Origin of the sequence: Dictyobacter kobayashii (assembly GCF_003967555.1) — a bacterium.
Taxonomy (GTDB): domain Bacteria; phylum Chloroflexota; class Ktedonobacteria; order Ktedonobacterales; family Ktedonobacteraceae; genus Dictyobacter; species Dictyobacter kobayashii.
In genome coordinates this window covers 2,308,574-2,332,474 of record NZ_BIFS01000001.1, presented here as the reverse complement: position 1 = coordinate 2,332,474, position 23,901 = coordinate 2,308,574, and the positions used below count along the sequence as shown (strand labels likewise).

General features: G+C 50.6%; 20 protein-coding genes. 7 read left to right on the top strand and 13 right to left on the bottom strand.

Annotated features, from left to right (window positions below; translation table 11 throughout):
- Positions 1-85: 85 nt before the first annotated feature.
- Positions 86-979 carry an arginase gene (gene rocF / locus EL645_RS10200; protein ID WP_126554116.1) on the bottom strand — a complete coding sequence of 298 codons (894 nt, stop codon included), beginning with the start codon at positions 977-979 and terminating at the stop codon, positions 86-88.
- Between the two features lie 785 nt (positions 980-1,764).
- Here rocF and EL645_RS10195 point away from each other — a divergent pair.
- Positions 1,765-3,018 (top strand): Glu/Leu/Phe/Val family dehydrogenase, encoded by a 1,254-nt coding sequence (locus tag EL645_RS10195; RefSeq protein ID WP_126549927.1) that lies wholly within the window; start codon positions 1,765-1,767, stop codon positions 3,016-3,018.
- Between the two features lie 152 nt (positions 3,019-3,170).
- Here the strand turns inward: EL645_RS10195 and recJ are convergent, their stop codons facing one another.
- The 7 genes from recJ to EL645_RS10160 form a co-directional block, all read right to left on the bottom strand.
- Positions 3,171-4,886 carry a single-stranded-DNA-specific exonuclease RecJ gene (recJ, locus tag EL645_RS10190; protein ID WP_161977277.1) on the bottom strand — a complete coding sequence of 572 codons (1,716 nt, stop codon included), beginning with the start codon at positions 4,884-4,886 and terminating at the stop codon, positions 3,171-3,173.
- Between the two features lie 159 nt (positions 4,887-5,045).
- Positions 5,046-6,284 carry a radical SAM family heme chaperone HemW gene (gene hemW, locus EL645_RS10185; protein ID WP_126549925.1) on the bottom strand — a complete coding sequence of 413 codons (1,239 nt, stop codon included), beginning with the start codon at positions 6,282-6,284 and terminating at the stop codon, positions 5,046-5,048.
- A 372-nt stretch (positions 6,285-6,656) separates the two neighbouring features.
- Complete coding sequence (locus tag EL645_RS10180) at positions 6,657-8,087, bottom strand: peptidylprolyl isomerase (protein ID WP_126549924.1); 1,431 nt, start codon at positions 8,085-8,087, stop codon at positions 6,657-6,659.
- 314 nt (positions 8,088-8,401) lie between these two features.
- Positions 8,402-8,680, bottom strand: coding sequence for a 30S ribosomal protein S18 (gene rpsR / locus EL645_RS10175; RefSeq protein WP_126549923.1), 279 nt, complete (start codon positions 8,678-8,680; stop codon positions 8,402-8,404).
- A gap of 17 nt (positions 8,681-8,697) precedes the next feature.
- On the bottom strand, positions 8,698-9,096 hold the full coding sequence (locus EL645_RS10170) for a single-stranded DNA-binding protein (protein WP_126549922.1): 399 nt from the start codon (positions 9,094-9,096) through the stop codon (positions 8,698-8,700).
- A 109-nt stretch (positions 9,097-9,205) separates the two neighbouring features.
- Positions 9,206-9,745, bottom strand: a complete 540-nt coding sequence (gene rpsF / locus EL645_RS10165) for a 30S ribosomal protein S6 (RefSeq protein WP_126549921.1) — start codon at positions 9,743-9,745, stop codon at positions 9,206-9,208.
- The gene (locus EL645_RS10160; RefSeq protein WP_126549920.1) at positions 9,742-10,005 is read right to left on the bottom strand and encodes a hypothetical protein; all 264 of its coding nucleotides are present in this window, start codon (positions 10,003-10,005) and stop codon (positions 9,742-9,744) included. The genes rpsF and EL645_RS10160 overlap by 4 nt, the downstream gene beginning before the upstream one ends.
- A gap of 305 nt (positions 10,006-10,310) precedes the next feature.
- Between EL645_RS10160 and EL645_RS10155 the strand changes: the two genes are divergently transcribed.
- From EL645_RS10155 to EL645_RS10140, 4 genes are all read left to right on the top strand, one after another.
- On the top strand, positions 10,311-12,038 hold the full coding sequence (locus EL645_RS10155; RefSeq protein ID WP_126549919.1) for an MptA/MptB family glycosyltransferase: 1,728 nt from the start codon (positions 10,311-10,313) through the stop codon (positions 12,036-12,038).
- Between the two features lie 466 nt (positions 12,039-12,504).
- Positions 12,505-12,711, top strand: coding sequence for a 50S ribosomal protein L35 (gene rpmI / locus EL645_RS10150; RefSeq protein WP_126549918.1), 207 nt, complete (start codon positions 12,505-12,507; stop codon positions 12,709-12,711).
- Positions 12,712-12,750: 39 nt separating this feature from the next.
- Positions 12,751-13,110 carry a 50S ribosomal protein L20 gene (gene rplT, locus EL645_RS10145; RefSeq protein ID WP_126549917.1) on the top strand — a complete coding sequence of 120 codons (360 nt, stop codon included), beginning with the start codon at positions 12,751-12,753 and terminating at the stop codon, positions 13,108-13,110.
- A 69-nt stretch (positions 13,111-13,179) separates the two neighbouring features.
- Complete coding sequence (locus tag EL645_RS10140; RefSeq protein WP_126549916.1) at positions 13,180-14,025, top strand: TrmH family RNA methyltransferase; 846 nt, start codon at positions 13,180-13,182, stop codon at positions 14,023-14,025.
- Between the two features lie 34 nt (positions 14,026-14,059).
- Here the strand turns inward: EL645_RS10140 and EL645_RS10135 are convergent, their stop codons facing one another.
- Complete coding sequence (locus tag EL645_RS10135; protein WP_126549915.1) at positions 14,060-16,303, bottom strand: methyl-accepting chemotaxis protein; 2,244 nt, start codon at positions 16,301-16,303, stop codon at positions 14,060-14,062.
- Between the two features lie 446 nt (positions 16,304-16,749).
- Here EL645_RS10135 and EL645_RS10130 point away from each other — a divergent pair, with 446 nt between their 5' ends.
- Positions 16,750-18,357 (top strand): acetyl-CoA carboxylase biotin carboxylase subunit, encoded by a 1,608-nt coding sequence (locus EL645_RS10130; RefSeq protein WP_126549914.1) that lies wholly within the window; start codon positions 16,750-16,752, stop codon positions 18,355-18,357.
- Positions 18,358-18,441: 84 nt separating this feature from the next.
- Here EL645_RS10130 and lepB read toward each other — a convergent pair whose 3' ends face one another.
- The 4 genes from lepB to EL645_RS10110 all read right to left on the bottom strand — a co-directional run bounded on the left by lepB (position 18,442) and on the right by EL645_RS10110 (position 23,268).
- Entirely contained in the window at positions 18,442-19,020 is a 579-nt protein-coding gene (gene lepB / locus EL645_RS10125; protein WP_246035331.1) for a signal peptidase I, read from the bottom strand.
- Positions 19,021-19,136: 116 nt separating this feature from the next.
- Positions 19,137-20,021 carry a PHP domain-containing protein gene (locus tag EL645_RS10120; protein ID WP_126549913.1) on the bottom strand — a complete coding sequence of 295 codons (885 nt, stop codon included), beginning with the start codon at positions 20,019-20,021 and terminating at the stop codon, positions 19,137-19,139.
- 19 nt (positions 20,022-20,040) lie between these two features.
- On the bottom strand, positions 20,041-21,543 hold the full coding sequence (rny, locus tag EL645_RS10115) for a ribonuclease Y (RefSeq protein ID WP_161977728.1): 1,503 nt from the start codon (positions 21,541-21,543) through the stop codon (positions 20,041-20,043).
- 456 nt (positions 21,544-21,999) lie between these two features.
- Positions 22,000-23,268 carry a hypothetical protein gene (locus tag EL645_RS10110; protein WP_126549912.1) on the bottom strand — a complete coding sequence of 423 codons (1,269 nt, stop codon included), beginning with the start codon at positions 23,266-23,268 and terminating at the stop codon, positions 22,000-22,002.
- A 111-nt stretch (positions 23,269-23,379) separates the two neighbouring features.
- On the opposite strand from EL645_RS10110, the gene EL645_RS10105 reads away from it, so the two are divergent.
- A complete protein-coding gene (locus EL645_RS10105; RefSeq protein ID WP_161977276.1) occupies positions 23,380-23,853 on the top strand; it encodes an NUDIX domain-containing protein in 474 nt (157 codons plus the stop codon).
- Positions 23,854-23,901: the final 48 nt, after the last annotated feature.

Genomic DNA, 23,901 nt, shown 5'->3' with positions numbered 1-23,901 from the left:
ACCTCAGTGATATATGTCTACAACGTATCAGAAATGGCTCTGGGAACACATTTCTGGCGCTTGAAGAAGATGTTCCGGGAAAATTTTATAGGATTTTTTTGCCCAGGGCTGATAGTGTAAGCTCCACCGCTAACTGGGCAGTGGTATTTTCGCGGTCTAGAATAGAATTGACTTCTACCACATCCATAGAGACCAGGCGCTGGGATTCAGCAAGCATTTCCATGGCGAAGTGAGCTTCGCGATAGCTGAGTCCGCCGCGTACCGGGGTGCCTACGCCAGGAGCTTCACGTGGATCGAGCGAGTCCATATCCAGGCTTAAGTGGATGGGACCGTTGTTGGCGCCGGCGATCTCGATGGCCTCCTGCATCACATAAGAGATGCCGCGGCGGTCCAGATCCGACATAGTGAAGACGTGGATGTTGTGTTCGCGCAGAAGTTTTTGCTCGCCCTCATCCAGGTCGCGTGCACCTACGATGACTATCTTGTTCTTATCAACTTTGGGGGCCCAGCCACCAACATTGACCAGGTGTTCATCGCCGATGCCGGCCAGGGCAGCCAGAATCATGCCGTGGATATTGCCTGAAGGCGTGGTATCCTCCACATTGAAGTCGGCATGGGCATCAACCCAGATTACGCCAACGTCTTTATGTACACGCGCGACGCCACTGATTGATCCCAGGGACATACTATGATCGCCACCCAGGATTAATGGGAATTCCTCATCTTGGAGTGCATCGCTTACAGTGCCTGATAGTTCTTCTGCCAGCTTGGTGATGGGTTCCAAATATTTTAAACGAGGATTGCCAGTTGGCTGATTCTCAGGTAATGGAATATTGATGTTACCAACGTCATTGACACTATGGCCAAGGCGCTGGAGCTGCTCGGTCAGACCAGCATAACGGATAGCTCGGGGTCCGATATCAACCCCACGTCTGTCTGCGCCTAAATCTATGGGGGCGCCAATTACACGGATACGCATAGGAAAAATTTCACCTCTGTTCGCCATTGAACGTTGACGATACTGCTCGCTAATGAAATACGACAAACTCCCTCGCTGCGGTAGCGTTGGAGATGTTCTTTTGCTTTCATTATATGCACTGCTATGGAAGTTTGTCTACGACCCCTATGAAGCCAGCTAGGAATTTTAGCCTATGTATGTGGTAGGACTTATCCCCCTTTTGAATCAATTTCATATTAAGGTCAGTGTTGAATGGCCAGCATCCGTCGAAGGGGGCTGATTTTTCTTATATCACCTCTGTAGAGCTTATTTAGCCAGCTAAACAGGGCGCAAAAACAGTGTGAGAATACTATGATAATGCATGTATAAGGTTGCTGCCTGTAGTTTAGATGTTATAGTTTTTGATATTATAAATGCGTTTTCATTAGGATGATTGCAGTATGCGTCGCTCATCAAACGAGATAATTGCTGTTGGGTGACTTGATCATATTTGAGGATTGGTGATATACTGAGTGCTATATGGATTATATGTGAGCCCGCCCAAAATGGGCGGGTTTCCCATTGATACCAGCAATCGGTATAAGCCTGACCGTTTGAATTGCTGAGTTGTTCGATGGTATTCGATATATAGCAATTGATTAGCTGTAGGCGGCAAAGTTAGCCGCTACATTAGCGGCATATATGATTGCATGGTATAGCATGTAATGGCCTGAACTAATCATGTGGCAGTGGGAAGCAAAGAGGCTTTTTCGTGCAGCGTAGCAGCTTGACCTTGTGTGGTCAGGTCCGAGGAGGGTCCTTTTATTATGGTTGTTGATATTATAAGCCCTTATACCGTTGCCGTAGCGCAGTTTGATGAAGCTGCTGAGCGGCTCGGTTTATCCCAGTCAATGCGTAATGTTCTGCGTGCCCCCAAAAGAGAACTCATTGTAAATTTTCCCGTTCGTTTAGATAACGGGGATGTGCAGATGTTTACTGGTTATCGTGTCCAACATAACATCAATCGTGGCCCTGCCAAGGGTGGTATTCGTTTTAGCCCTGAAGTTTCGCTTGACGAGGTGCGTGCCCTGGCGATGTGGATGACCTGGAAATGTGCTGTGGTGGATATCCCTTTTGGTGGAGCTAAAGGCGGGGTGATCTGTGATCCTCATCAGATGTCGCGTGGCGAGCTTGAGCGTATGAGCCGCCGCTATGCGACCGAGATTTCAATTCTGATGGGACCTAATAGTGATATTCCGGCTCCTGATATGAATACTAATCCCCAGGTTATGGCCTGGATGATGGATACATATTCAATGCACCAGGGTTATTCGGTTCCCGCCGCTATTACTGGTAAGCCGCTGGCTATTGGTGGTAGTGAAGGGCGTCTGGACGCTACTGCGCGTGGTGTACAGGTAGTTACTAAGGCGGCCATGCGCCACCTGGGTATGTCTCCTGAAAGCTCTTCGGTGGTGATTCAGGGCTTTGGCAATGTGGGCGGTATTACTGCTCGCCTCCTGCATGAAATGGGATGTAAAGTGGTGGGGTTGAGCGATATAAGCGGGGGCATTTATAATCCTCTTGGCATCGATATCCCAACAGCGATGCGCTTCTCCCGTGAACATGGAAGCCTGCGCGGTATGCCCGGTACTGAGCCGGTGACCAATCGCGAGTTGTTGGAACTTCCCTGCGATATTCTTATTCCAGCAGCCCTTGAGAATCAGCTGACTAAAGACAATGCTGATCGTGTTCAGGCTCGCCTGGTGGTCGAGGCGGCGAATGGTCCGACTACTAACGAAGCTGATCGCATCTTAAATGGTAATGGAGTAATGATTGTGCCAGATATTCTGGCTAATGCGGGTGGCGTTACCGTCAGTTACTTCGAATGGGTACAGGATCTACAGCACTTCTTCTGGTCTGAGACAGAGATCAATCAGCGTCTGGAAACGATTATGTCGCGTTCTTTTAATGCTGTACTTGAGAAGGCGACCAACCAGGAGACGAACATGCGCATGGGCGCCTACTTGCTGGCCGTCAGTCGTGTTGCGGAAGCAACAGAGCTGCGTGGCATCTACCCGTAATACTTCAGAGCGTCGGCTTGTGGATTGAAAAATTGTGTAATGTTGAATTCATAGAATTTTTTTAATGATTTTTGTTTGTACGTTCAGAAAACATTACAATCAACAAATGGGAGGGCCATAAAGGGTCCTCCCATTTGTTTTTATGACAGGGATTATTCAGCGCTTGCCAGTGGTGCTACATCCAGGATCTTGAGCCAGGTTTCGGGCCTGGTGTCATCTTCAGAGGAACTAAGACGAAAAACGATCTTAACGGCATTGATATTTTTAAACCGTTGGATCTCGGATGCTCCACGGGTATAGGTGCCACGGATCACCAGCTCATATTTAGCAGGTGTGCGCGCTCCTGTTTTTTCGCCTTCACTTTTGGAGAGGCCAAGCCGGAAGAGCAGATTCTGACGATTAGGTCCGCTGGTGCGTACATCCAGTAAATCGGCGCGCTCTATTTTGAAGACCGGCTCAGGATTGCCAGCCCCAAATGGTCCTAACTGGCGCAACTCTTTGTAGGCATCGTAGCTCAGTAAGCGAGCTTTGGTGATGGTGAGATCAATCATTTGTGGCATCAATGTGGGCGCGTTTTCGCTGCTTTCCTGTTCGGTTACAATGCCAGTGGGATCTGGTAGATCGGTACCTTCGATCAACGTGGCGTTTGGTGAGCCATCGTTTTCTTGCCACTTCAGCAGGTGCGTTCGTAGTAGCTCGATACGCTGACTGCTAATCGTGAAGCCGGCGGCCTGAGCATGTCCACCGTAGCGTTCCAGGTAAGAGGCAAAGGCGCGCAGTGCCCCGATGATGTTAAAGCCCTTTGGGCTACGGGCCGAGCCACGGCTCAGGCTGGTTGCTGGATCATTGCTCAGAACCAGGACGGGTTTGCTAAGCTCTTCAGATAGCTTGCCCGCGACCAGTCCAATGATCCCTTCGTGCCAGTCATTGCCCGCGACCATGACGACGGAGTGGTCTGGATAGCGTTTGGCCTGTTCCCGGACATTGCTCATCAGCGTTTCGGTCTCTTGCTGGCGCAGGGTATTCAACCGCCGCAATTCCTCGGCGATCTTATCGGCCTCTGCTGTATCATCGGTGACCATCAAGGCAAAAGCGATGCTGGCCTCTTTCATGCGCCCGGCAGCATTAATGCAAGGAGCGATCCCAAAGGCAATGTCTCGCTCGCGTATTTTACCTGCTTCCAGATTGGCGTTGCGAATTAAAGCTTTGAGGCCTGGTTTGTCTGTTTCGTTTAAGCGCTGCAATCCAAGTCGCACATAGGTATGATTTTCACCAAGCAAAGGGGCAATATCAGCAATGGTTCCTATGGCGACCAGGTCCAATAATGCCATTTCATCCTCTACAGGGCGATTATAGGACCGATAGAGGGCCTGTGTGAGCTTGAATGCTATACCTACCCCGCAGAGATAACGCTCGCCATATATGCAGTCTGGGCGCCAGGGATTGACCATGGCATATGCCTGTGGCAACTCGGCTGGAGGATGGTGATGATCTGTGATGATGACATCAATCCCCAGTCTGCTGGCATATGCCACCTGAGCTACGTCTGAACTGGCGCAATCGGTGGTGATAATCAATTGTGTGCCACGGGCCTTGAGCATATCGAGGGCCCCCATATTCAGCCCACAGCCATCTTTCAGCCGGTGGGGGATATGGTGGTCCAGGATTGCCGTGGGCTGTTTCAGCAGGCGCAGGGCACGATAGAGTAATGCGGATGAAGTGACTCCATCCGCATCATAGTCGCCATACACAGTAATATGTTCTTGCTGATCGAGGGCCTGACGAATGCGGGCCACGGCACGTGGCATGTCGATCAAAGTGGAGGGATCGCGTGTCTCTTGATACGAGGCCTTGATGAAGCCCTTCATCTCCTCCACGCTTAAGGCCGCGATTATGTAGTAACTGTGCCTGGACGGCTGTGATACCAGCAGCATTGGCGGCTTGAAAAAGTGCAGTGTCTAGTTGGGGATAGACTTCCCACGCGTCCGATAGGTGAGATGTTAATTCCAAGTCTCTATTCCTCTTGCTTAATCTGGCAGCAGGCGTAAAAAAACCTCGTTGCCGAGAAGGCGTCCACGAGCACTTAAGCGTAGCCAGCCATCCTCATATTCTAATAAACCTGCTTCTTCTACGGGATGCAGACGATCACCTACAAAGTGCGAGAATGGTTTACCAAAGCGCTCCTCAAAGGTTGGTAGGTGCAATCCCATCGCAGTACGTAAACCTAGAAATGCCGTTTCAGACATTGCCTGTTCTTGTCCAACCACTTCACTTTCGACGTCTGGTAGGCGATGGGACTTGATGATTTTGATATACTCAGCCGGCTCGCGCTCATTTGAGAAGCGGCGTCCCGCAAAACTGGAGGCGGCGCCGGTACCCATACCAATGTATGGCAGATTCTGCCAGTACGTCAGATTGTGGCGGCTATGGTGTCCTGGGAGGGACCAGTTGGAGATTTCATAGTTTACATAGCCCGCCTGGCGTAATAGCTCGTCCGCGTACTCATACATATCGGCGCACAGATCTTCATCGCCTGGCGTGATGCTACCGTCATTGACCCAGTCTTGAAAAGGCGTCCCCTCTTCAACGATCAATGAATAAAGCGAAAGATGTTCCGGGCGCAGCTCTAAGGCCTGCTTGAGTGTCTCCTGCCAGTGCTGCATGGTCTGATCGGGTAGACCGAACATGAAGTCGATATTGATAGATATGAAACCGGCTGCCCGGGCATACTGGACCGCCTGGACGATCTCCTCGGGCGTATGAATACGTCCCAGCGTCTTAAGCAGCTGGGCATCGAAACTCTGGGCGCCCATGCTCAAACGATTAATACCGGCTTTGCGTATACCGATCAGTTGATCTTGATTCAAGGTGCCGGGATTGGCCTCCATGGTAATCTCGGCATCAGGATCGATGGCGAAGGATTTGAAGCAGGCCTGGAGCAGACGTGTAATCTGATCTACATTTAACAAACTAGGAGTACCACCACCCAGAAAAACGGTGCGTGAGCGCCGCTTACTCCCATCCTCGTGGCGGGCCATGGTGCCGGCCATCTCGATTTCTTGCAGTAAAGCGCGCACATAGGGTTCACGCAGAGGAAGCATACCAGCAAAAGTATTGAAGTCGCAGTAATGGCAACGTGTATGACAAAATGGAATGTGGAGGTAGAGAGAGGCTGTTTCCAGCAAATCCTGAATTGATTCAGTCGGCTGTAATAATGATTGTGGTAATTGAGGTTTTATTTGTGTGTCTGTTTCAATAGGCGTCATGGATGTTGTTTTATCCCTTATTGTGTACCGCTGAGGCGGCGCGCTGAAGTAAATGAATTTCCGGAAGACACCCCCGCCTCCCAGGTTAAGGGTTTGTGGCCCTTGTTAATCTCGTTGATCGAGCGAAACGGAAACTTCAAAATGACTCATGTTGTTCAACTACTATGTATTGTGTCACGCGGCTGGCTATTAGTCCAGAGGAAAATTTATTAAGGCTTTCTAATTCTGGAGCAGGATTTGCCAATAGATATCGATCCCTTTGCAAGTATGATGGGACACACATGCCTTCAGCACGTGTGTCCCATCATTTTCTTCTCCTCTAATCTGTTGAGGATGCAGAGAGAGCATTAGAAAGTTCTGTTTAAAACGGGTTTAGCCCTGCGTACCGCCGGCTGCGGTAGGAGTGCTCTGGCTAGGTGGTGAGGATGGGATCCAGGCGGGCATGTTCGAAGGATCGAACAGCTTGGTCTGATCTGGATCAGAGAACTTCACCCCTTTGACCTTCTGGGTCTCAATCCAGTACTTTAATGCGTTACCTTGTAGCGCTTGCAGTTTGGCGGCATCGACGGTCCGCGAGGGATCTGAGCCTTCGTACTGCAGCACATGGAAGGTACCATTCTCCTGGAGTACCGGGCTGAAATCATTGTCCTTACGAGCGGGATCCATCAACCAATCATCAACCGTAGCGGTGATATTGGAGCCATAATCCAGCATGTACTGGCCAGCGGCCAACCAGCCGAGCTCACCACCTTTGGACTTACTATTATTGTCCAGCGATTTCTGCGAAGCCAGCTTATGGAAATCAGCGCCAGCTTTTAGCTGGCTGAGAATGGAATTGCCATCCTTTGCTGTGGCCACTGTGATGGCACGGGCATTGACCTGGCGCTCGGGCGACGTAATCTGTGAAGCCAGATAGCTCTGCATGTTATCGCGGCGTAACTTGAGGGTCATCATCGCCTGCATATCACCATCGCTCACATTAGAATCGCTCAAGAACTTGCTATAAGTTTTATTGGTCGGCAAGTTAGCCTTTAGATCATTGAGCGCTTTGGTCACAGCACTGCTGTTCGGATTGATCTTATTCTGAATGGTAGCACTTTGTGTGTTCAACCAGTTGCGAATTACGATGTCTTCCTGCAACCACTGGGCACTGGTGGTACCGACCTGAGATTGGGTCAAGAGCTGTTCCTGCAGGGTCGATTGCTGCGTGAGATTATTGTACTGATTATCATAGCCCTGCTTGGTCTTTGTCGCGTCAGCCTGCTTAGCTTTAGCTGCATCCAGTTGTTTCTGGAGGTCGGACCGCTGGCTAGAATTGGCGGGCAATGCTTTGATCTGTGTCGTTAAGGTGTTGACAGATTTTGTCGCATCGTCCACTACCTTCTGCTCACTAATAGAGTTAGCATGGGCCGTATCGGCCTGAGCACGCAGACCATTTTTTCCTTTAACCTGGTTCTCACTTAATTGCCCTTGTAAGGCAACCAGTTTATGATAATCAGATTGGGGAATGGATTGGCCATTAACGGAGGCAATGGGTTGATTGGGGATAAGAACGTTAAGATTGATCCAGTAGCCAACAAATACCGCAATGACGAGAACGACGATGAGGCCAATAAATGACCAGATACCGAGCCGTTGCAACTGGGTCTTTTCGGTTTTTGTGAGGTGGCCTCCCCAGCCAAAAATAAGAGGTTGGCCGTCACGACGAGCCTCGACGTGTGCCGTTTGTCTTGTATATCCTTTGGTTTGGGCAGAACGCGTTGGTCGCTTATCATCAGGCCGACGCGCCGTTTGATTCTTCATCAAAACCTCCAACGTGGAAATCCCAGGCTTGTGCCATCAGGGAAACCATCTCCCTGGCACGGTCGATACAGTTGCGCCTTTTCCCACCGGTTCCAGTTATGTGGCCGAAGTGGAGGTTGCTAACTCCGTCTTAAATAGTCGAAGCGGAAGGATCTCGTGTATCTGTTGTTTGTCAGTTGATCCAATTAATTGGATACTGATTTTCCGTGCTATACCATGTCGAGTAGGTCGGACCCCTGATGTACCTGGAAGAGAAGTTCGAACGCCTCTCCTTCAGGTACATCTTTATCAGCTACAAGCCAGGAAGTAACAAATTACATCCCACGCATATGTTCTGCAGTATAGGGGAGCAGGGCCATAAAGCGGGCCTGCTTGATTGCAGTGCTCAAACCACGCTGATGCTTGGCGCAGGTGCCCGTCTTACGGCGGGGCTCGATCTTTCCGCGATCGGAAATGTATCGCTTCATGAAGCGGCTTGCATCTTTGTAGTCGATTTCTCGTACGTGGTCGTGGCAAAATTGACAAATTTTGCGGCGAGATGAGCGCTCGCCACGCTCGCGTCGCTCACGACGTGGACCTGATGGTCTCTGCATCAGTCTTTCTCCTTCATTTAGAAGGGGTGATCATCCAGTTCTCCAAGGTCATCGGAACCGCCATAGCTATCGGAGCCCGAGCTACTGGGCTGCTGATTCTTTGGCGTAAGCATTTCCATTTCGTTGATGATTACATCGATGGCAGTGCGGTTCTGACCTTCTTTATCGGTGAACTTGCGCTGCTCGAGGCGACCCTCAACGTAGACTTTTTGGCCTTTTTTCAGGTAGTTGTTACACGTCTCAGCCAATTGGTTCCAGGCAACGATATTAAACCAATCGGTCTCGCGCTCACCACTGGCAGATTTGCCATAGCGGCGTGTCACGGCCAGCGTGAACTTTGTCACGGCGGTACCGTTTTGTGTGTAGCTCATTTCAGGATCGCGTCCCAGATTCCCAATGAGTATAATCTTGTTCATGACTCAAAATCCTTTCGACGTGTGATACCACCCGGTTAATGCATTGGAGACAGATGAAAGCACCCAAACGTCTCATCATTGCGCTTAGTACGCTGCTTGCGCTGCGTAACTAGGCTTCGATTTGCTCTTCGTTGTTCTCAGCGCCAGGTTCTGCAGTTGCGCTTTCCTCGGCAGTTGTCTCAGCGGGAGTCTCTTCAGCAGGAGTTGCCTCAGCTACTGGAGCCTCTTCTGAAGTTGCTGCAGGAGCCTCTTCTGTTCCTTCGGCTGAAGTTGCTGCAGGAGCCTCTTCACTTGCCTCTGGAGCAGCGGCAGCTGCGGCGGCACGGGCCTCGCGCTCTTCACGCTCTTTCTGGACAGCCTTTGGATCACGTTTGCGAACCATCTCACGGAGAACAATTTCCGAAACTTTCAGAGTACGTTCGATTTCGATCACGGTCTCAGGAGTCAGAACCATGTCAATGAAAACATAGAATCCATCGCGGTGGCGATCGATGGGGTATGCCAGACGGCGACGCCCCCACTGATTAACCTTTACAATTTGACTGCCGTGATTAGCGACGATCTGCTCGATACGATCCAGTACGGAACGTGTCTCCTCTTCGCTGGCTTCAGGACTGAAAATTACGCCAAGTTCGTAATCTCGACTCACGAAGCCACCTCCTTCCTGTGGGTATGCTGCTGGTCAGATAACGTCTGCCAGAGCAGGTGGAGCACCAACACACTGTTGATGCCAAACTCAGATGCCGCTTGTGTATAGTGGTTTCTATATGCGGCCTCGTTAAAAAAATCGCCCCCCGATAATCGTGGGCAAATGATGTCTTCCGTCTCGATGGCAGGCTGAATGAGCAAGTTCATTATATGGATAAGTAACAAGCTCAGGGACCTGTGGAAGCCATCAATACCCCGCATTATAGCACTGATCTCCATGTCTGACAATAGAGTTGTGGTATCACACAATGTTCACTTCTCTATCTTCCTATTCTTTCTATACCCTGGAAAATTGGAAAGGCGGAAAGTCTTTTATTTTTGTGTCGATAAACTCCTTTATTGACAGGTTCTACATAATGGCTCATACTAATGTTAGTATATACTCCGCGCAGAAGCATTGCCTCTGGCAACGGAACGACAATGTCGCCATCCCCAAATGTCTTTACGGCCCGTTCTGTAATGAGAAGAGCGTAGCCGATCCTTTCTATCTTAAAGGAGCAGCTTTTATGTCTGCTATTGATACACAAGCTATCTATCCTGTGCGCGGTGGAGCTGTACGTAGGCAGCTGAGGGCGAGACGCTTAACCTTATTCCTGCTCATTATGCTGGGAATAGGTCTGGAAATCAGTTATCTGGCGCTCTATCCCTGGCTTGCTGGCCGAAGTGCGCAGGTGGACCCATTGCGGCAGGCATGGGAGGGCTTTCTCCCGCTGTCGTCTATGCTGTATAAACGCCTGGATTGGTTCTCTTATATATCTACCTTTTCCTGGCCAGGGTTTTTCTATGGCTACCTCTATCCACTCTTACTATTGCTAGGATTACTATTATTCGTGCTCTGGCTGGCGGTAGTGGTGGGTAATCGCGCTGGTAATGTGATCCTGTTGCGTTCCTCGCTCTATCTGCGACCCGTCTTTGGAACCTTGCTTTTCCTGACCACTATATTGACTATCACTATGGTAATAGCACCTATACATTCAAATGAGTTGATAAGATCTATGCTACAGTCAGGTCTTTATGGCAAAATGGTTGAAACCTATCATCTTAATCCATATACCGCTCCGAATGCTCTGGTCGCGCATGATGCCCTGCAATCGTTGCTTGCGCAACTGGCCAAAAGTCCTAGCGGGACATCGAGCACCGTTGGTCCAGTGTGGATGGATATTAGTATCTTGATCTCCCTGGTGGCGCATGGCGAACCCGTACGCGTTATTCTCAGCTGGCGTATGCTGGCCCTGATCGCACATCTATTGAATGTTGGTTTGCTCTGGTCATTGGCGTCGGCGCAGAAACCAATACAGCGTATCTCTACTACGCTATTCTATGCCTGGAATCCCCTGGTATTGATTCTGGGAGTTGCCTATGCGCATCCAGAAATAGTGTTTATCACCCTTCTGTTGCTCTCTCTACTGAGTTTGCAGCGTGGCGCTATTCTGCTGGGCTGGGTTTTCGCACTGCTTGCCTCGTTGATCTGTCTCCCCGGGCTGGTATTGTTGCCCCTCATATTCGTGTATGCCATACGGCGTGCCTGGTCACCTGGCTGTGGCTGGTTTCTCCTTTCGCTATTGGGAATAATAAGTATCACAGCACTGGTGGTGTTATTGGCCTATGTTCCATACTGGCAAGGCTGGGGTGTTTCAGGCATGCTAGCAGGTATCCGTGCCGTTTTCTGGCAGGAAAGCGCCGTTAACTCGCTCAATGCCGCTGTGCTATCTATGCCAGTGCATCTGCCGGCCAACCTCTATCAATGGGTAGTGCCCAATAAATGGTCGGAAGCGGCCTTGATTATCATGGGTCTCTATGTTTTTATTGCTATATGGTTCTTAAACACATTTGAAGCGCTGCTGCAATGGAGTGGTGGCTTATTGCTTTTATGGATTGTGCTACAACCTGTCTGCTGGCCCTGGTATCTTATCTTGCCCTTAGTGGTCATTGGTTGCAGCACCAATCGTAAAGAGATACTGCTCATGATACTGCTATTGATTGGCGCCCTTATCAGCTACTACTTCTGGCAATGGTCGCATGTCTGGGAGGGGCAAGCGCTGGTTACCATCGGGGTCCCCTGCCTTATCTGGGGCTGGGCCCTCTTCTTCTATTCAACCTGGCAAATGGTCCATGGTGATTGGCGCGGCGGCGGCCAGGCGATAGATGAGGATAGTCGTCCGCAAAAGCTCAGACGGCCGCCCTGGTTCTCACGCCCCAACTGGAGCTCCAGACCTCTTCGCAACCGCAATTAGAAAAGAACTGCTGTTTTGCTGGTATACTGTCTCTCGCGAGAGGCAATATACCAGCAAAACAGCATCTTCCCAGATCTTTTTCATGTTCGTTCAGAGATCACTACAAGCGATACGATGGACATTTTTTCAGGTGTGGAGTGTGTTTGGTGGGTGGCTGCGGCCGCCCACCAAACACACTCCACACTCCCAGCCAGGCGCCAAAGAGGAAAATGAAAAAGCCCTGCTTTTGGCATACATCCTCTTGCTTCCAGAGGATGGGTATGCTATAATGCATCCCGCGTGTGGGGACTTTCTTGAAAAAGGCTTCTCTTCGCCTTTGATAGAGTTGCTGATAAGATTGAAGGGTTCAATCAACATCTACTTTACCTTCTCCTGCTGGAATTATGTGCCTCCACTGTACATCAACAGGAAGATTCATGGTAGAAACAGAAATTTTTTACCCCGCCGATAAAGGAAAGAAAGAGCTATGGCAAAGCAAAAGTTAAAAACAAATAAGGCTATGGCCAAGCGTGTCAAAGTGACCGCTGGCGGTAAAATTTTGCGCCGTAAGATTGCGCTCAACCACTTGCGCCGTAATAAATCCCCTCAGGCTATTCGTTCGATGGACAAGATGTTCGAGCTGAAACCAGCCGACACACGTCGTATCAAGCGCCTGCTTCCCTACGCTTTCTAATTGTACAAGAACGAAATTCGAAAAGGATAAGGACCGAATATGCCAAGGGTAAAACGTGGAGTAACTTCTCACCAGAAGCACAAAAAAGTATTCCAGCTTTCTGAAGGACATCGTGGAACGCGTCGTAATGTGTTCCGCCCGGCTCACGAGTCGGTTATGCGCTCAATGGCGTACATGTATCGCGACCGCCGTAACCGCAAACGCGACATGCGCCGCCTGTGGATCACCCGTATCAATGCTGCAGCTCGTATGCATGGCATTAGCTACAGCCAGTTGATGCACGCCCTGCACGTTGCACAAATCGATGTCGATCGCAAGATCCTGGCTGAGATGGCTGTCAACGACCTGGGTGCCTTCAGTACACTGGTGAAAACAGCTCTGGATGCTGCTAAAGCGTAAAAGAAATTCCATACGGAGGACCCGCCTGTCAGTTGTGATAGGGCGGGTCCTTTGTTGTTTGAGGATGCTATGACTCTCATTACCAGCCCATCTAATCCACGTATTAGCAAGCTACAGACCTTGCATACAGCGCGTGGCCGTAAAAAAAGTGGTTTCTTTCTGCTTGAGGGTCCCCATTTGCTTGAGACCTTATTGAATGCCGAGCTATGGCCGCATGAAGTGTATTATCAGCCGGAGTTGCTGCAGCGTACCCCCGAGGGATCCGCCCTGCTTGAGCGTCTGCTCCATACGCCAGCTCTTGCTCCAGCTCGGTTGATTGAGGTTAGCGAGCGTGTCATTGAGGCGCTAGGTGAAGCCCAGACCTCGCAAGGGGTGGTGAGTGTTTTACCTCTCGATGCGCTTGCTCCTTCCGTTATTCACCAGCGGCGACCTCACCTGTCACGTCCCGCCCTCTTAATTCTGGATGATATTGCTGATCCTGGCAATATGGGGACCATTTTGAGGACCGCCCTGGCCGCTGATGTTGAGCGTGTCTTGTTGACGCCGCATTGTGTTGATTACTACAGCCCCAAGGTGGTGCGCTCGGCGGCTGGTGCGCATGTGGCGCTACCAGTTGAGACCAATATGAGTTGGGAAGCTATCACGGAGCGCGTGGTCGAGCATTGTGGTGGACAGCCACGAGTACTGTTGGCCGAAGCTGGTAGTGACCAGATGTATTATGCCCAGGATCTAGCCCGGCCATTTGCTTTGATTGTGGGCAATGAGGCCCATGGACCCTCACAGCAGGCCCATAACCTGGCTACTCTGGCCATCAGTATCCCATTGGCCAATGATGTAGAATCTTTGAATGTTGCGATGGCTACCGGCATTATTTTATATGAGGCGGTTCGGCAACAAAAACAGGCATTACCGTAGGTGCCCGTGGTAATGCCTGTTTTTGTTGCTATGGTTACTTTTGATCGATTGCCTTATTCTTCAATGAAAAGTATTGGCCTTTATGGGTTGGTTCACCGGTTGGCCATTCTTCGGATTGTGGTAGGGTATCCCAGCTCGGCCCGGAGGAGCTTGTATTTTCCTGGGCTGAGTTTGGAGGAGCAAAACGATAGTTGTCAGCCGAGTCAGGTGGCGCGAAGTAGATGCCTGAGATGGAGCTGGCTCTATTGGCATTATGTTGGACCGGGCGCAGGGTAGCACTGACAGTTCGGAAGACACCGCTGATGGTGAGAGGATTTTCAGGTTCCTCATCCCATTCCATGGTTGTATTGGTGCTGGGGATCTGGTAATTTTGTCCTTCGCGCAATCTAAAGGCTTCGACGGAGGCGCGCATCTGCCGCACCTGTCGGGCCAGACGCTCCACATAGTGTGAGGCGTCCCTGGTATTCAAGCTGCTTTGCTGGGTAGCTTCAGCTACGTTTTGCATAATATGTACCACGGCACTGGAGGATTGGAGCTGTTGCGCTACCATCTGATTGATCATCTCGATCTCTTTAGCCTGATGTTCGATGGCGGTGAAAATGGATTGCAGTGAGCTGCCTGCTTCCTGAGTCAGCTGTGCCCCATTAGTGGTTTCTTTTTCGGTATCTTGCATGGAGATCGCCACGGTACCTATCTCTTCGCGTACACTACGCACAATACGAGTGATCAGGTGAGCCTGGTCTTTGGTACGTTCGGCCAGGCGGCGAATATCGGCTGCCACGGCTCCAAAGCCTTTGCCATTCTCGCCAGCCATAGCTGACTGAATGGCGGCATCCAGGGCAAGACGGTTGGTCTGATGGGCGATGCTGGAGATAACTTCGATGATCTCGTCAATCTCTCGCGAGTGATCCCCCAGCGTATGGACCTTGGTGGCCGTAATCTGGACGTTGTTATTGATGCGTCTCATGCCTGCCATCGCCTGCTCGATTGCCTCACGTCCAAGTTGGGCGTCCTGGCTGGCAATACTGGCCACATCAAAGAGGACCAGTGATCGCTCAGCCACATTGCGACTGGATGATGCCATCTGTTCTACTTCGGCATGGGCGCGGGCGATCTGCTGTAGCTGGCTGTTATCGGTCTCTACCAGCTGGGTCATACAATCCAGGATCGTAGTGGTTGAGCTGGCGACTTCGCCGGCGACCGACTTGACGCGCACCACCAGACTTCCCAGTGCCTCAATCATATAATTAAATGAGTCTGCCAGGATTCCCAGCTCGCTATCATCGACCTCGGCCTGGACGCGTAGATCGCCGTCTCCAATGCTACTTACCTCACTGATCAGCTTTTCTACCCGACTTTGTAGCTTATCGCGCTGGGTCTCGGCTTCCTGAATAAGCTGCACAATATTATCGAGCATAGTATTCATCGAGGTTGCCACCAGATAGATTTCATCGTGGGTGGTGATGGCGGCCCGCGCTTTGGTATCCCCGTTAGCGATTCTGTGTGTCAGCAAGGCCAGGTGATGCAGTGGAATGGTGATTGAACGATAGGCGATATAGCCAATGGCGGTAATCAACAGGATCGTGCCAAAGAAGGCGATCAAGGTCAGGAAGATAATCTGGTGGGCCTGGGTCGCATGGGTAGTGATCATACGGATACTGACTTTTTCCGCGATACTGGTAATCGCATCCCACTGATTCTCTAATAGTGTATAGTCGGCATTGGAAGCGGTAATCATGTCGCGTACTTTGGAAGCGGGCGCTTTTTTGGCGATCGCATCCAGTATCATAGCCTGGTCCGCTTGATATTTGGGCCAGAGGGTATTCAGGACCAGGTTTAAAGCATGTTGTTGTTGAGCCGGTAAGGTGGGGTCCAGGTGATTATACTGCAGTATATGATGGGTGGACCACATTGTTGGTGAGGTCATTAGCTCATAATTCCGCTGGTATTGGTGGGCTTCCGTATCAAAAAACTTGCTGGTCTGCTGAATCAACTGGATATTTGTAGCTACCTGTTCCGTATCGACTTGCTGGTGGCTCTGATACTGCTCTAGATAGGTGGTAATGAGCAAGGCATTGATATTTGGAAGATAGGTACCCGCCGTGGTAGCAGACTTGAATGCACTTATGTTTACGCGAATGACCTGACTGCGCTCGGTCTGGCCTTTATAGAAGGTGAAACCCAGCACAGAAATAATAATACCGGGTATAACCGCGGTAAGCAAAAACGCCAGCAAGAGACGGCGGGCAATCTGCATTTTTGTTATAAATTTAAGCATTGGTACTTCGGCTCCTCCTCAGGCACCAAAAAACCCCACAACATATCCGCACGAAGCAACGTCTGCTGATGCCATCCATGATGATGTAAATAGGGACCATGAATGAAATGGCAGCTAAAATTCAGTGTACTCGTCATTTCTTTTAAGCAAAATTTTCTCTTTTCTGTAGCCTTTTATTCCCATTCGGGCCAGGGCTTTTTTATGTTCGTCCAGCGATCACGAGCAAGCGAGAAGAGGTGCATTATTTTATGTGTAGAGAGTGTGTGGCGGGCGGCCGCAGCCGTCCACCACATACTCTCTACCCTCCCAACCCGGCGCCGTAGGCGCCAAAGAGGAACATTAAAAAGCTTTGCATTCAGGCTACAAGGTTGGCAACATGCTATACTGTTGACAAGAGAATATATATCTATACTGTCCTGTTTGTAGGAAGTCGAAGGAGCCTTCTTTTGGAGAATGTTGCTATTTCCCAATGGCCTTTCCATAAGGTATTGGTTGCTAATCGTGGCGAGATTGCTTTGCGAGTAATTCGGGCGTGCCGAGATCTGGGTTTACAGAGTGTGGCCGTCTATAGCGATGCGGACCGCAATGCCTTGCATGTACGTATGGCCGATGAGGCATATCATATTGGTCCGGCAGTGGCCGCTCAAAGCTATTTAAATATTCCTAAATTAATTGAGGTCGCGCGCCAGTCTGGTGCTCAGGCTGTCCATCCTGGCTATGGCTTTCTGGCTGAGAATGCTGATTTTGTAGACGCATGCCAGGCGGCCGGGCTGATTTTTATTGGTCCTTCCTCGACCGCCCAGCGCTCTATGGGTGAGAAGACTGCTGCGCGCCGTACCGCCCAGGCGGCCGGTGTGCCGATTGTGCCGGGTGCCATGACAGATATGGTCGATGATCAAGAGATTCAGGCCAAGGCCGAAGAGTTGGGCTATCCGGTCCTGCTTAAGGCGGCTGCCGGTGGTGGTGGCAAAGGTATTCGCCTGGTCCGTGAGCCGCGTGATCTTCTGACCTCCTTCCGTACCGCTCGTAGCGAGGCCCAGACCGCCTTTGGTGATGGACGTGTGTATATCGAGAAGGCCATCACGCCCGCCCGCCATATCGAGGTCCAGTTTATTGCTGATAGTCATGGACACGTAGTCCATCTGGGAGAACGCGAGTGCAGTATTCAGCGCCGCCACCAGAAGCTAATCGAAGAATCTCCATCTCCGATTATGGACGAAGCACTACGGAAGCGTATGACCGAGGCGACCATTAACCTGGTGCGCTCAATTGAGTATGTCAATGCGGGCACTGCCGAGTTCCTGGTGGGACCTGATCGCAACTTCTATTTCCTGGAAGTCAATGCCCGTATCCAGGTGGAGCATCCAGTAACTGAATGGTGTACTGGTGTTGACCTGGTACAGGAGCAATTGCGTGTCGCTGCGGGTTTGCCGCTCTCCTTCTCCCAGGATGACATTCGTTTGCGTGGAGCAGCGATTGAATGTCGTATCTCGGCTGAAGATCCGGAGAATCGCTTTTTGCCGGCAACTGGTACCGTGTGGGGGTTACAGGAACCTTCTGGTCCGGGGGTGCGTGTAGATAGCAGCCTTTATCCTGGTTTACAGGTTCCACTGTTCTATGATCCATTGTTGGCAAAATTAATTGTTTGGGGCCATAACCGTGAGCAGGCTATTACGCGCCTGCGCCGTGCCTTAGACGAATATACTATCGTTGGTGTGCGCACCACCTTACCTTTTGCCCGCTGGTTAATGGATCAGCCACGCTTTATAAGTGCCGATTTCTCCACCGATTTTATCGCTGAAGAATGGGAAGGGCGGCAAAAGATAGCTGATCTGCGTTTGCTGTCCCCGGAATCAAGCGAAGAGGGGCAGAATGGTTCGACCCCTCCAGCAGAAGAACTCTCGCTGGAGCAACTGGCGGCGCTGGTCGGAAGCTTGATGGCTCAAGAGCACCAGGTCCAGGAACAGGCGCGTCGCCGGCCTGCTGCTCAGGATGGCGCCAGTGCCAATCGCTGGCTCGATGTAGCCCGGCGGGATGGTCTGCGTCGTATCTAGTATAACTTTGGCCTGGAAGTGGTCAGGACGGGTGGGATGTTTTCCTGCCTGTCCTTTTTTGCTGGCTATCATATGCGCAGAATATCAGCGCACATGGGCAAAGACCCCGCTCATATTGGGAAGCAAACCAAAGTTATCTACATTGAAGGGCCAGTAGACGACCACAGCTTTTCCAATAATATTCTGTCGTGGTACCAGGCCCCAGGCCCGCGAGTCTGAACTATTTCCTCGATTATCGCCCATCACAAAATATTCATCGGGCCCAATGACCCGTTGATTGATGGCGGGGTAGGGATTGTAGGGATCGTCTTTGTTGATATAGCGTTCCTGCAGCGTTGTCCCATCCACCACTACCTTATCTTTTTGGATACTGATACTGTCCCCGGGAGTCGCGATAATGCGTTTAATGTAATCTTCTTGTGGATCGCGTGGATAGCGGAAGACGATTATATCCCCGCGCTCAGGCTCTTGGAGAAGGTAGGCAGCCTTATTGACAAGGATGTATTCCTGGTCATGCAGGGTTGGCTCCATACTGTGGCCATCAATATGGAAATTTTGCAGGGTGATCCGGATAACCAAAAGCATTAAAAGCACCAGTGTGATCGTCTCAAGAATTTGTCGTATCCACAAACGTGCCTGGATAGCTCTCTCACCTTGACTCACAGTACACTCCTCTATGAGTATATATGTTGTCGTCCGGCTGCTCTCTCTACAAAAAGAGAGAACGAATACAATTGTAGCATATCTTACGTTACCATTTGTATTCGTTCTTTTACAAGTTATTTTTCTTCTACCGGGCTGGGTAGTTCAAAGGTTGGCGGTGTGGTGCCCTGGCGTTTGGCCGCCAGAGCCTTCAGGCGCTCCACCGACTCGGGCGGTACAAAGCGACCACCCAGTGGCGTTGGATGGATACCCGGGCCATGGAAATCAGTGCCCCCGGTGGGAATCAGGTTATATTGTTTCGCCAGTGAGAGCAAAGCCTGTTCATCCTTATGGGTATAAGGACCATAGTAGGTTTCCAGTCCCACCATGCCAGCCCTTTGTAGATCGGGCAACCATTCTCGCAATTTGTCCAGTCCCGGAAGTCCGATGGGATGAGCCATCACGGCCAGTCCATTGGCACTATTGATCAGACGTACCGCGTCTTCTGGCGAGAGCTTATAGCGTGGCACATAGGCATGACAGCCTTTGCCGATATACTTGTCAAAAGCCTCGCCAATGGATTGTACATAGCCCGCTTCCATCAGCGCTTTCGCTACATGGGGGCGTCCGACAGATCCCTGCGCGATTTCGCGCACACGATCCCAGGAAATGTTTATTCCCTGTTCGTTTAGCAACTCCACCATGCGCTGTCCACGGCGCACCCGCGCATCGCGCAGCACTTTCAATATAGCCTGGAACTCTGGACGCTGATATTCCAGATAGTAGCCCAGTACATGAATCTCGCCGCCGCTGACATCGGTATTGAGTTCGATACCGGGAATGAGCTCGATCCCTAGTTCGTGGGCTGCCTCTGTGGCTTCGGCAAGGCCATCCGTGCTGTCATGATCGGTCAATGCCAGCACTTTCAGCCCCGCCTGCTGAGCCTGTTTCAAGAGATCGCTGGGACTATAGATACCATCAGACGCTGTCGAATGGGTATGAAGATCAATTGTATTCGCCATTATGTGTCATATTCCCTGTCTATCTTGCATAATCGACGGAGCGGGTTTCGCGCACCACGCACACTTTGATCTGACCCGGATAATCCATATCCTCTTCAATCTTGTGCGCGATATCGCTGGCCAGGCGCACTGCGGCATATTCATCGATCTCTTCAGGTTTGACGATGATACGCACTTCACGGCCAGCCTGGATCGCAAATGATTTTTCTACGCCCGTGAACGAATTGGCGATATGCTCAAGTGCTTCCAGCCGTTTAATGTAGAGATCAATCGTCTCTCTGCGCGCTCCTGGACGGGCGGCCGAGATCGCGTCGGCAGCCTGTACAATTGCTGCCTCTAACGTCTGGGGCTCAGTCTCGGTGGCGTGATGAGCTACCATTGCGTGCACGATCTTCGGCGATTTGCCGAAGCGACGAGCGATCTCACCGCCGATAATAGCATGTGGACCCTCGACCTCCTGGTCGATGGCTTTGCCCATATCGTGTAACAGGGCCGCCGTCTTACAAACGTTGACATCTGCCCCCAACTCGTGGGCGATGGTGGCGGCCAGAATAGAGACCTCAACTGAATGAGAAAGCACATTCTGACCATAGCTGGTGCGGAAGCGCAGGCGGCCCAGAATCTTGAGCAGATCTGGCTGCAATCCATGCACATTGGCCTCTAGTGCCGCATTCTCGCCCGCCTCACGGACAATCAGATCTACTTCCTGGCGTGCCTTGGCGACCACATCTTCAATACGAGCCGGATGGATACGACCATCCATGATTAACTTCGTCAATGCAACCCGCGCAATTTCTCGGCGCACTGGATCAAAGCCTGATAGGATAACTGCTTCTGGTGTATCATCGATGATCAGATCAACACCGGTGGCGGCTTCCAGGGCGCGGATATTGCGTCCCTCACGACCAATGATGCGCCCCTTCATTTCGTCGTTGGGCAATGGCACTACCGAGACCACCGCCTCGGCAACCTGGTCTGAGGCACAACGCTGAATCGCCAGTGTAATAATCTCACGGGCTTTCGCTTCGGCCTCTTCGCGTGCCTGCTCCTCAATCCTACGGGCGCGTTGATATGCTTCTACCCGGACTTGCTGTTCTATGCGACTGAGTAACAGTTCCTGTGCCTGCTCCTCAGTTAATCTGGCAATACGCTCAAGTTCAGTGGTTTGTTTTCTTTTCATCTCATCAAGCTCTTCACGCGTCTGGTCAAGCGTGCGCTCTTTGGTTCCCAGTTTGCGCTCGCGTTGCTCCAACGCGTCCAGCTTACGCTCAAGATTTTCTTCTTTTTGTTGAATCCGGCGCTCCTGGCGTTGCAATTCTGTGCGCCGTTCCGCGTTTTCTCTCTCGATTGCGGTGCGGATACTTGCCGTCTCGTCACGTGCCTCTCTGAGGGCGAGGCTTTGTTGATCTTGTACTGAGAGAAGGCGTTGTTCGCTGGCCTCTTTAAGCGCGCGTAACTTCTCTTCATAAGAAGCCTTATTGCGCGACGATCCTAGCGAAAAACCTACCCACAGTGCTATGATGGCTCCCCCAAAACAGCAATGAGAACAAGAACGGCCCAGACGAAAATAGTTGACACGTCGGCCTACCTCCAATGGTAAAGACAATCAGGCCTATAAAGGCTCGAAAATGACTATATTTAAGGCAATTTATGTGTTTTTTAGCTGTGCACAGTGGACAAAAATGCACTATGCGCCAAGCATACTATATAAGAGTGTTAACTATACGTCAAGAAGAAGACCCGGATGAACAACAAAATAAGTGGCAGGCGTATCATGTTATTCGAGCAGTTGAGTCTCCGTATGATCAACCTTTGCGCAACGTTTCTATCCTCTATTTTGTCATGAAACCTGCTCTGTTTGCCATCAACATTATCATTGATCTCTCTATAGATTATATCCTTTTGTTTTCACGTACTCATGTAATGACAAACTCATCTAATTGGTTTTGCGACCCTGGATGTTGTCTGTGCTCCGGGTTTACATAGCCCAGAGCACCTTGAACATCTGGAAGACCAGCAATGCCAGCAATGGCGTAGCAAAGAGTAGATACGTCTGATGTACCCAGGGATATCGTCCCAGGCGAGCCAGAACCAGAAATGCTGGAATACATAATAAGGCTGCATATTGTATAGACGGTAAAGGATCAAACTGGCTAAATGGTAGCCCGGGTTGATTGGGTACCAGTAGCGCATAAATGATTACCAGTATGCCGAATATCTGTAGTGGCCATTGTCCTTTGGGTAGTTGTTCACGTCCAATAAAGCTCATTACCAGCAAAATCACTATCCCAAGCAGGATCAATAGTTCGAAGAGCGCATGGGCAGTTGCAAATGAGAATGGCGAGCCGCCAGAGAGTGTATGCAGCGCTGTAAACAGCCCTCCTAGAAACCCTGGTGATGGATTGCCTTGCTGAGGATGCAAGAAGATCAGCGCATCATGGAAGGGTTTTTTGAGAGCATAACTATAAATTAGCAGCCCGATTGGGATAAACAGGGCCGCGATCAGTGGCAATAGCGAGCGTATCTGTGCACCTCTGCCGCCTGTTTGTACCTGTTTGATCTGGGGCCCTTGCTGGCGGAAGAATTCGCACACAAAAACGATAAATAAGAAAATTCCCATCAAATCGGTCAATGCGGCCAGTGCCCCGATGCAACCTGCCAGCCACCAGGAGCGCTGGCGCAACAGATAGAGGCAGAGAAGCGTGAAAAAGAGTAACAGGGCTGTGTTGTAGGCTGCAAAAAAGAATAGGGCTGTTGGAAAAATAGCGAGGTAGAGCATACAACGTTTGGCCATGCTGGCATCAAATTCTGGTTCCACCAGCAGGTAACACACCATCAGCGCCCCGAAAAAGGCCAGATTAGAGATAATCATGCCAGCCAATAAAATATCCATATGTAAGAGCGAACTCAGGGCGTGTACAATAGTGGGATAAAGGGGAAAAAGAGCTGTATAGCTGGGATCGGTATATCCCTGAGTGGCAATCGTCAAGTTACGGGTGGCATCCCAATGATACCAGTTGTAGAGGATACTTTGGGGAGTAAACGCGAATGATGATGGCCCCTGGGCGTTAAAGAGGATGCCACCAAAATAGGTGAGTACAAGTAGTAGGAGGCGTGTTAGCAGGAAGGCCGGTAGCGCGGCCAGCGCGGCCTGGCGCCAGGGAATAAGAGCCGTACGCCATCTATGTTGCTGACCCTCGGCTTCCGCCGTGGCTGTTGTATCTTTCGTTGTTTCTTGTGCTTGCATACAAGGGTAAACTCCTATGGGATAAATTATTATCGGTTGTGTTTCGTAATTGATTGTAAAAGTATACAAGAAATAGTTACTGTTGTCATCTTGTGAATGAAGGAGTTGCAAATGAGTTCAACACATTCCTCCGTTCCGCCACGGACCACCCATGTTGTTACATGCTTTCTTGAAAGGACAGATGGCCCGAAGGCCCAGATTCTGTTGGTCCAACGAAGTCAGCGTGTCGGCAGTTATCATGGCCATTGGGCTGGTATTAGTGGCTTTGTGGAACCCAATGTATCGCCAGATGAGCAAGCGTTTGTCGAGATTGGCGAAGAGACCAGCCTGCGGCGCGACCAAGTGCGCATGCTGAGGCGTGGAGAGGTAGTTGAGCATATTGATACAGAATTGGGTCGACATTTTTATGTTCATCCCTTTCTGTTTCATGTACTGGCACCCGAAGAAATTAAGACTGACTGGGAAGCGGTCGATATGCGCTGGATTGAACCAGATGAGCTTTCCGGCTATGAGACCGTGCCCAAATTGAAAGAAGCATATGTTTCAGCTCTCCTGGGTGAAGATGTCGCTGGAGCGCAGCTCTAGCGATTGAGAAGATGGCGCGTTTCTCTATATTAGAGCCGGCGCCATCTT

Coding starts and splice junctions, on each gene's coding strand:
- rocF (WP_126554116.1), bottom strand. CDS start 979: ATGCGTATCCGTGTAATTGGCGCCCCCATAGATTTAGGCGCAGACAGA.
- EL645_RS10195 (WP_126549927.1), top strand. CDS start 1,765: ATGGTTGTTGATATTATAAGCCCTTATACCGTTGCCGTAGCGCAGTTT.
- recJ (WP_161977277.1), bottom strand. CDS start 4,886: ATGAAGGGCTTCATCAAGGCCTCGTATCAAGAGACACGCGATCCCTCC.
- hemW (WP_126549925.1), bottom strand. CDS start 6,284: ATGACGCCTATTGAAACAGACACACAAATAAAACCTCAATTACCACAA.
- EL645_RS10180 (WP_126549924.1), bottom strand. CDS start 8,087: ATGAAGAATCAAACGGCGCGTCGGCCTGATGATAAGCGACCAACGCGT.
- rpsR (WP_126549923.1), bottom strand. CDS start 8,680: ATGCAGAGACCATCAGGTCCACGTCGTGAGCGACGCGAGCGTGGCGAG.
- EL645_RS10170 (WP_126549922.1), bottom strand. CDS start 9,096: ATGAACAAGATTATACTCATTGGGAATCTGGGACGCGATCCTGAAATG.
- EL645_RS10160 (WP_126549920.1), bottom strand. CDS start 10,005: ATGCGGGGTATTGATGGCTTCCACAGGTCCCTGAGCTTGTTACTTATC.
- EL645_RS10155 (WP_126549919.1), top strand. CDS start 10,311: ATGTCTGCTATTGATACACAAGCTATCTATCCTGTGCGCGGTGGAGCT.
- rpmI (WP_126549918.1), top strand. CDS start 12,505: ATGGCAAAGCAAAAGTTAAAAACAAATAAGGCTATGGCCAAGCGTGTC.
- rplT (WP_126549917.1), top strand. CDS start 12,751: ATGCCAAGGGTAAAACGTGGAGTAACTTCTCACCAGAAGCACAAAAAA.
- EL645_RS10140 (WP_126549916.1), top strand. CDS start 13,180: ATGACTCTCATTACCAGCCCATCTAATCCACGTATTAGCAAGCTACAG.
- EL645_RS10135 (WP_126549915.1), bottom strand. CDS start 16,303: ATGCTTAAATTTATAACAAAAATGCAGATTGCCCGCCGTCTCTTGCTG.
- EL645_RS10120 (WP_126549913.1), bottom strand. CDS start 20,021: ATGGCGAATACAATTGATCTTCATACCCATTCGACAGCGTCTGATGGT.
- EL645_RS10110 (WP_126549912.1), bottom strand. CDS start 23,268: ATGCAAGCACAAGAAACAACGAAAGATACAACAGCCACGGCGGAAGCC.
- EL645_RS10105 (WP_161977276.1), top strand. CDS start 23,380: ATGAGTTCAACACATTCCTCCGTTCCGCCACGGACCACCCATGTTGTT.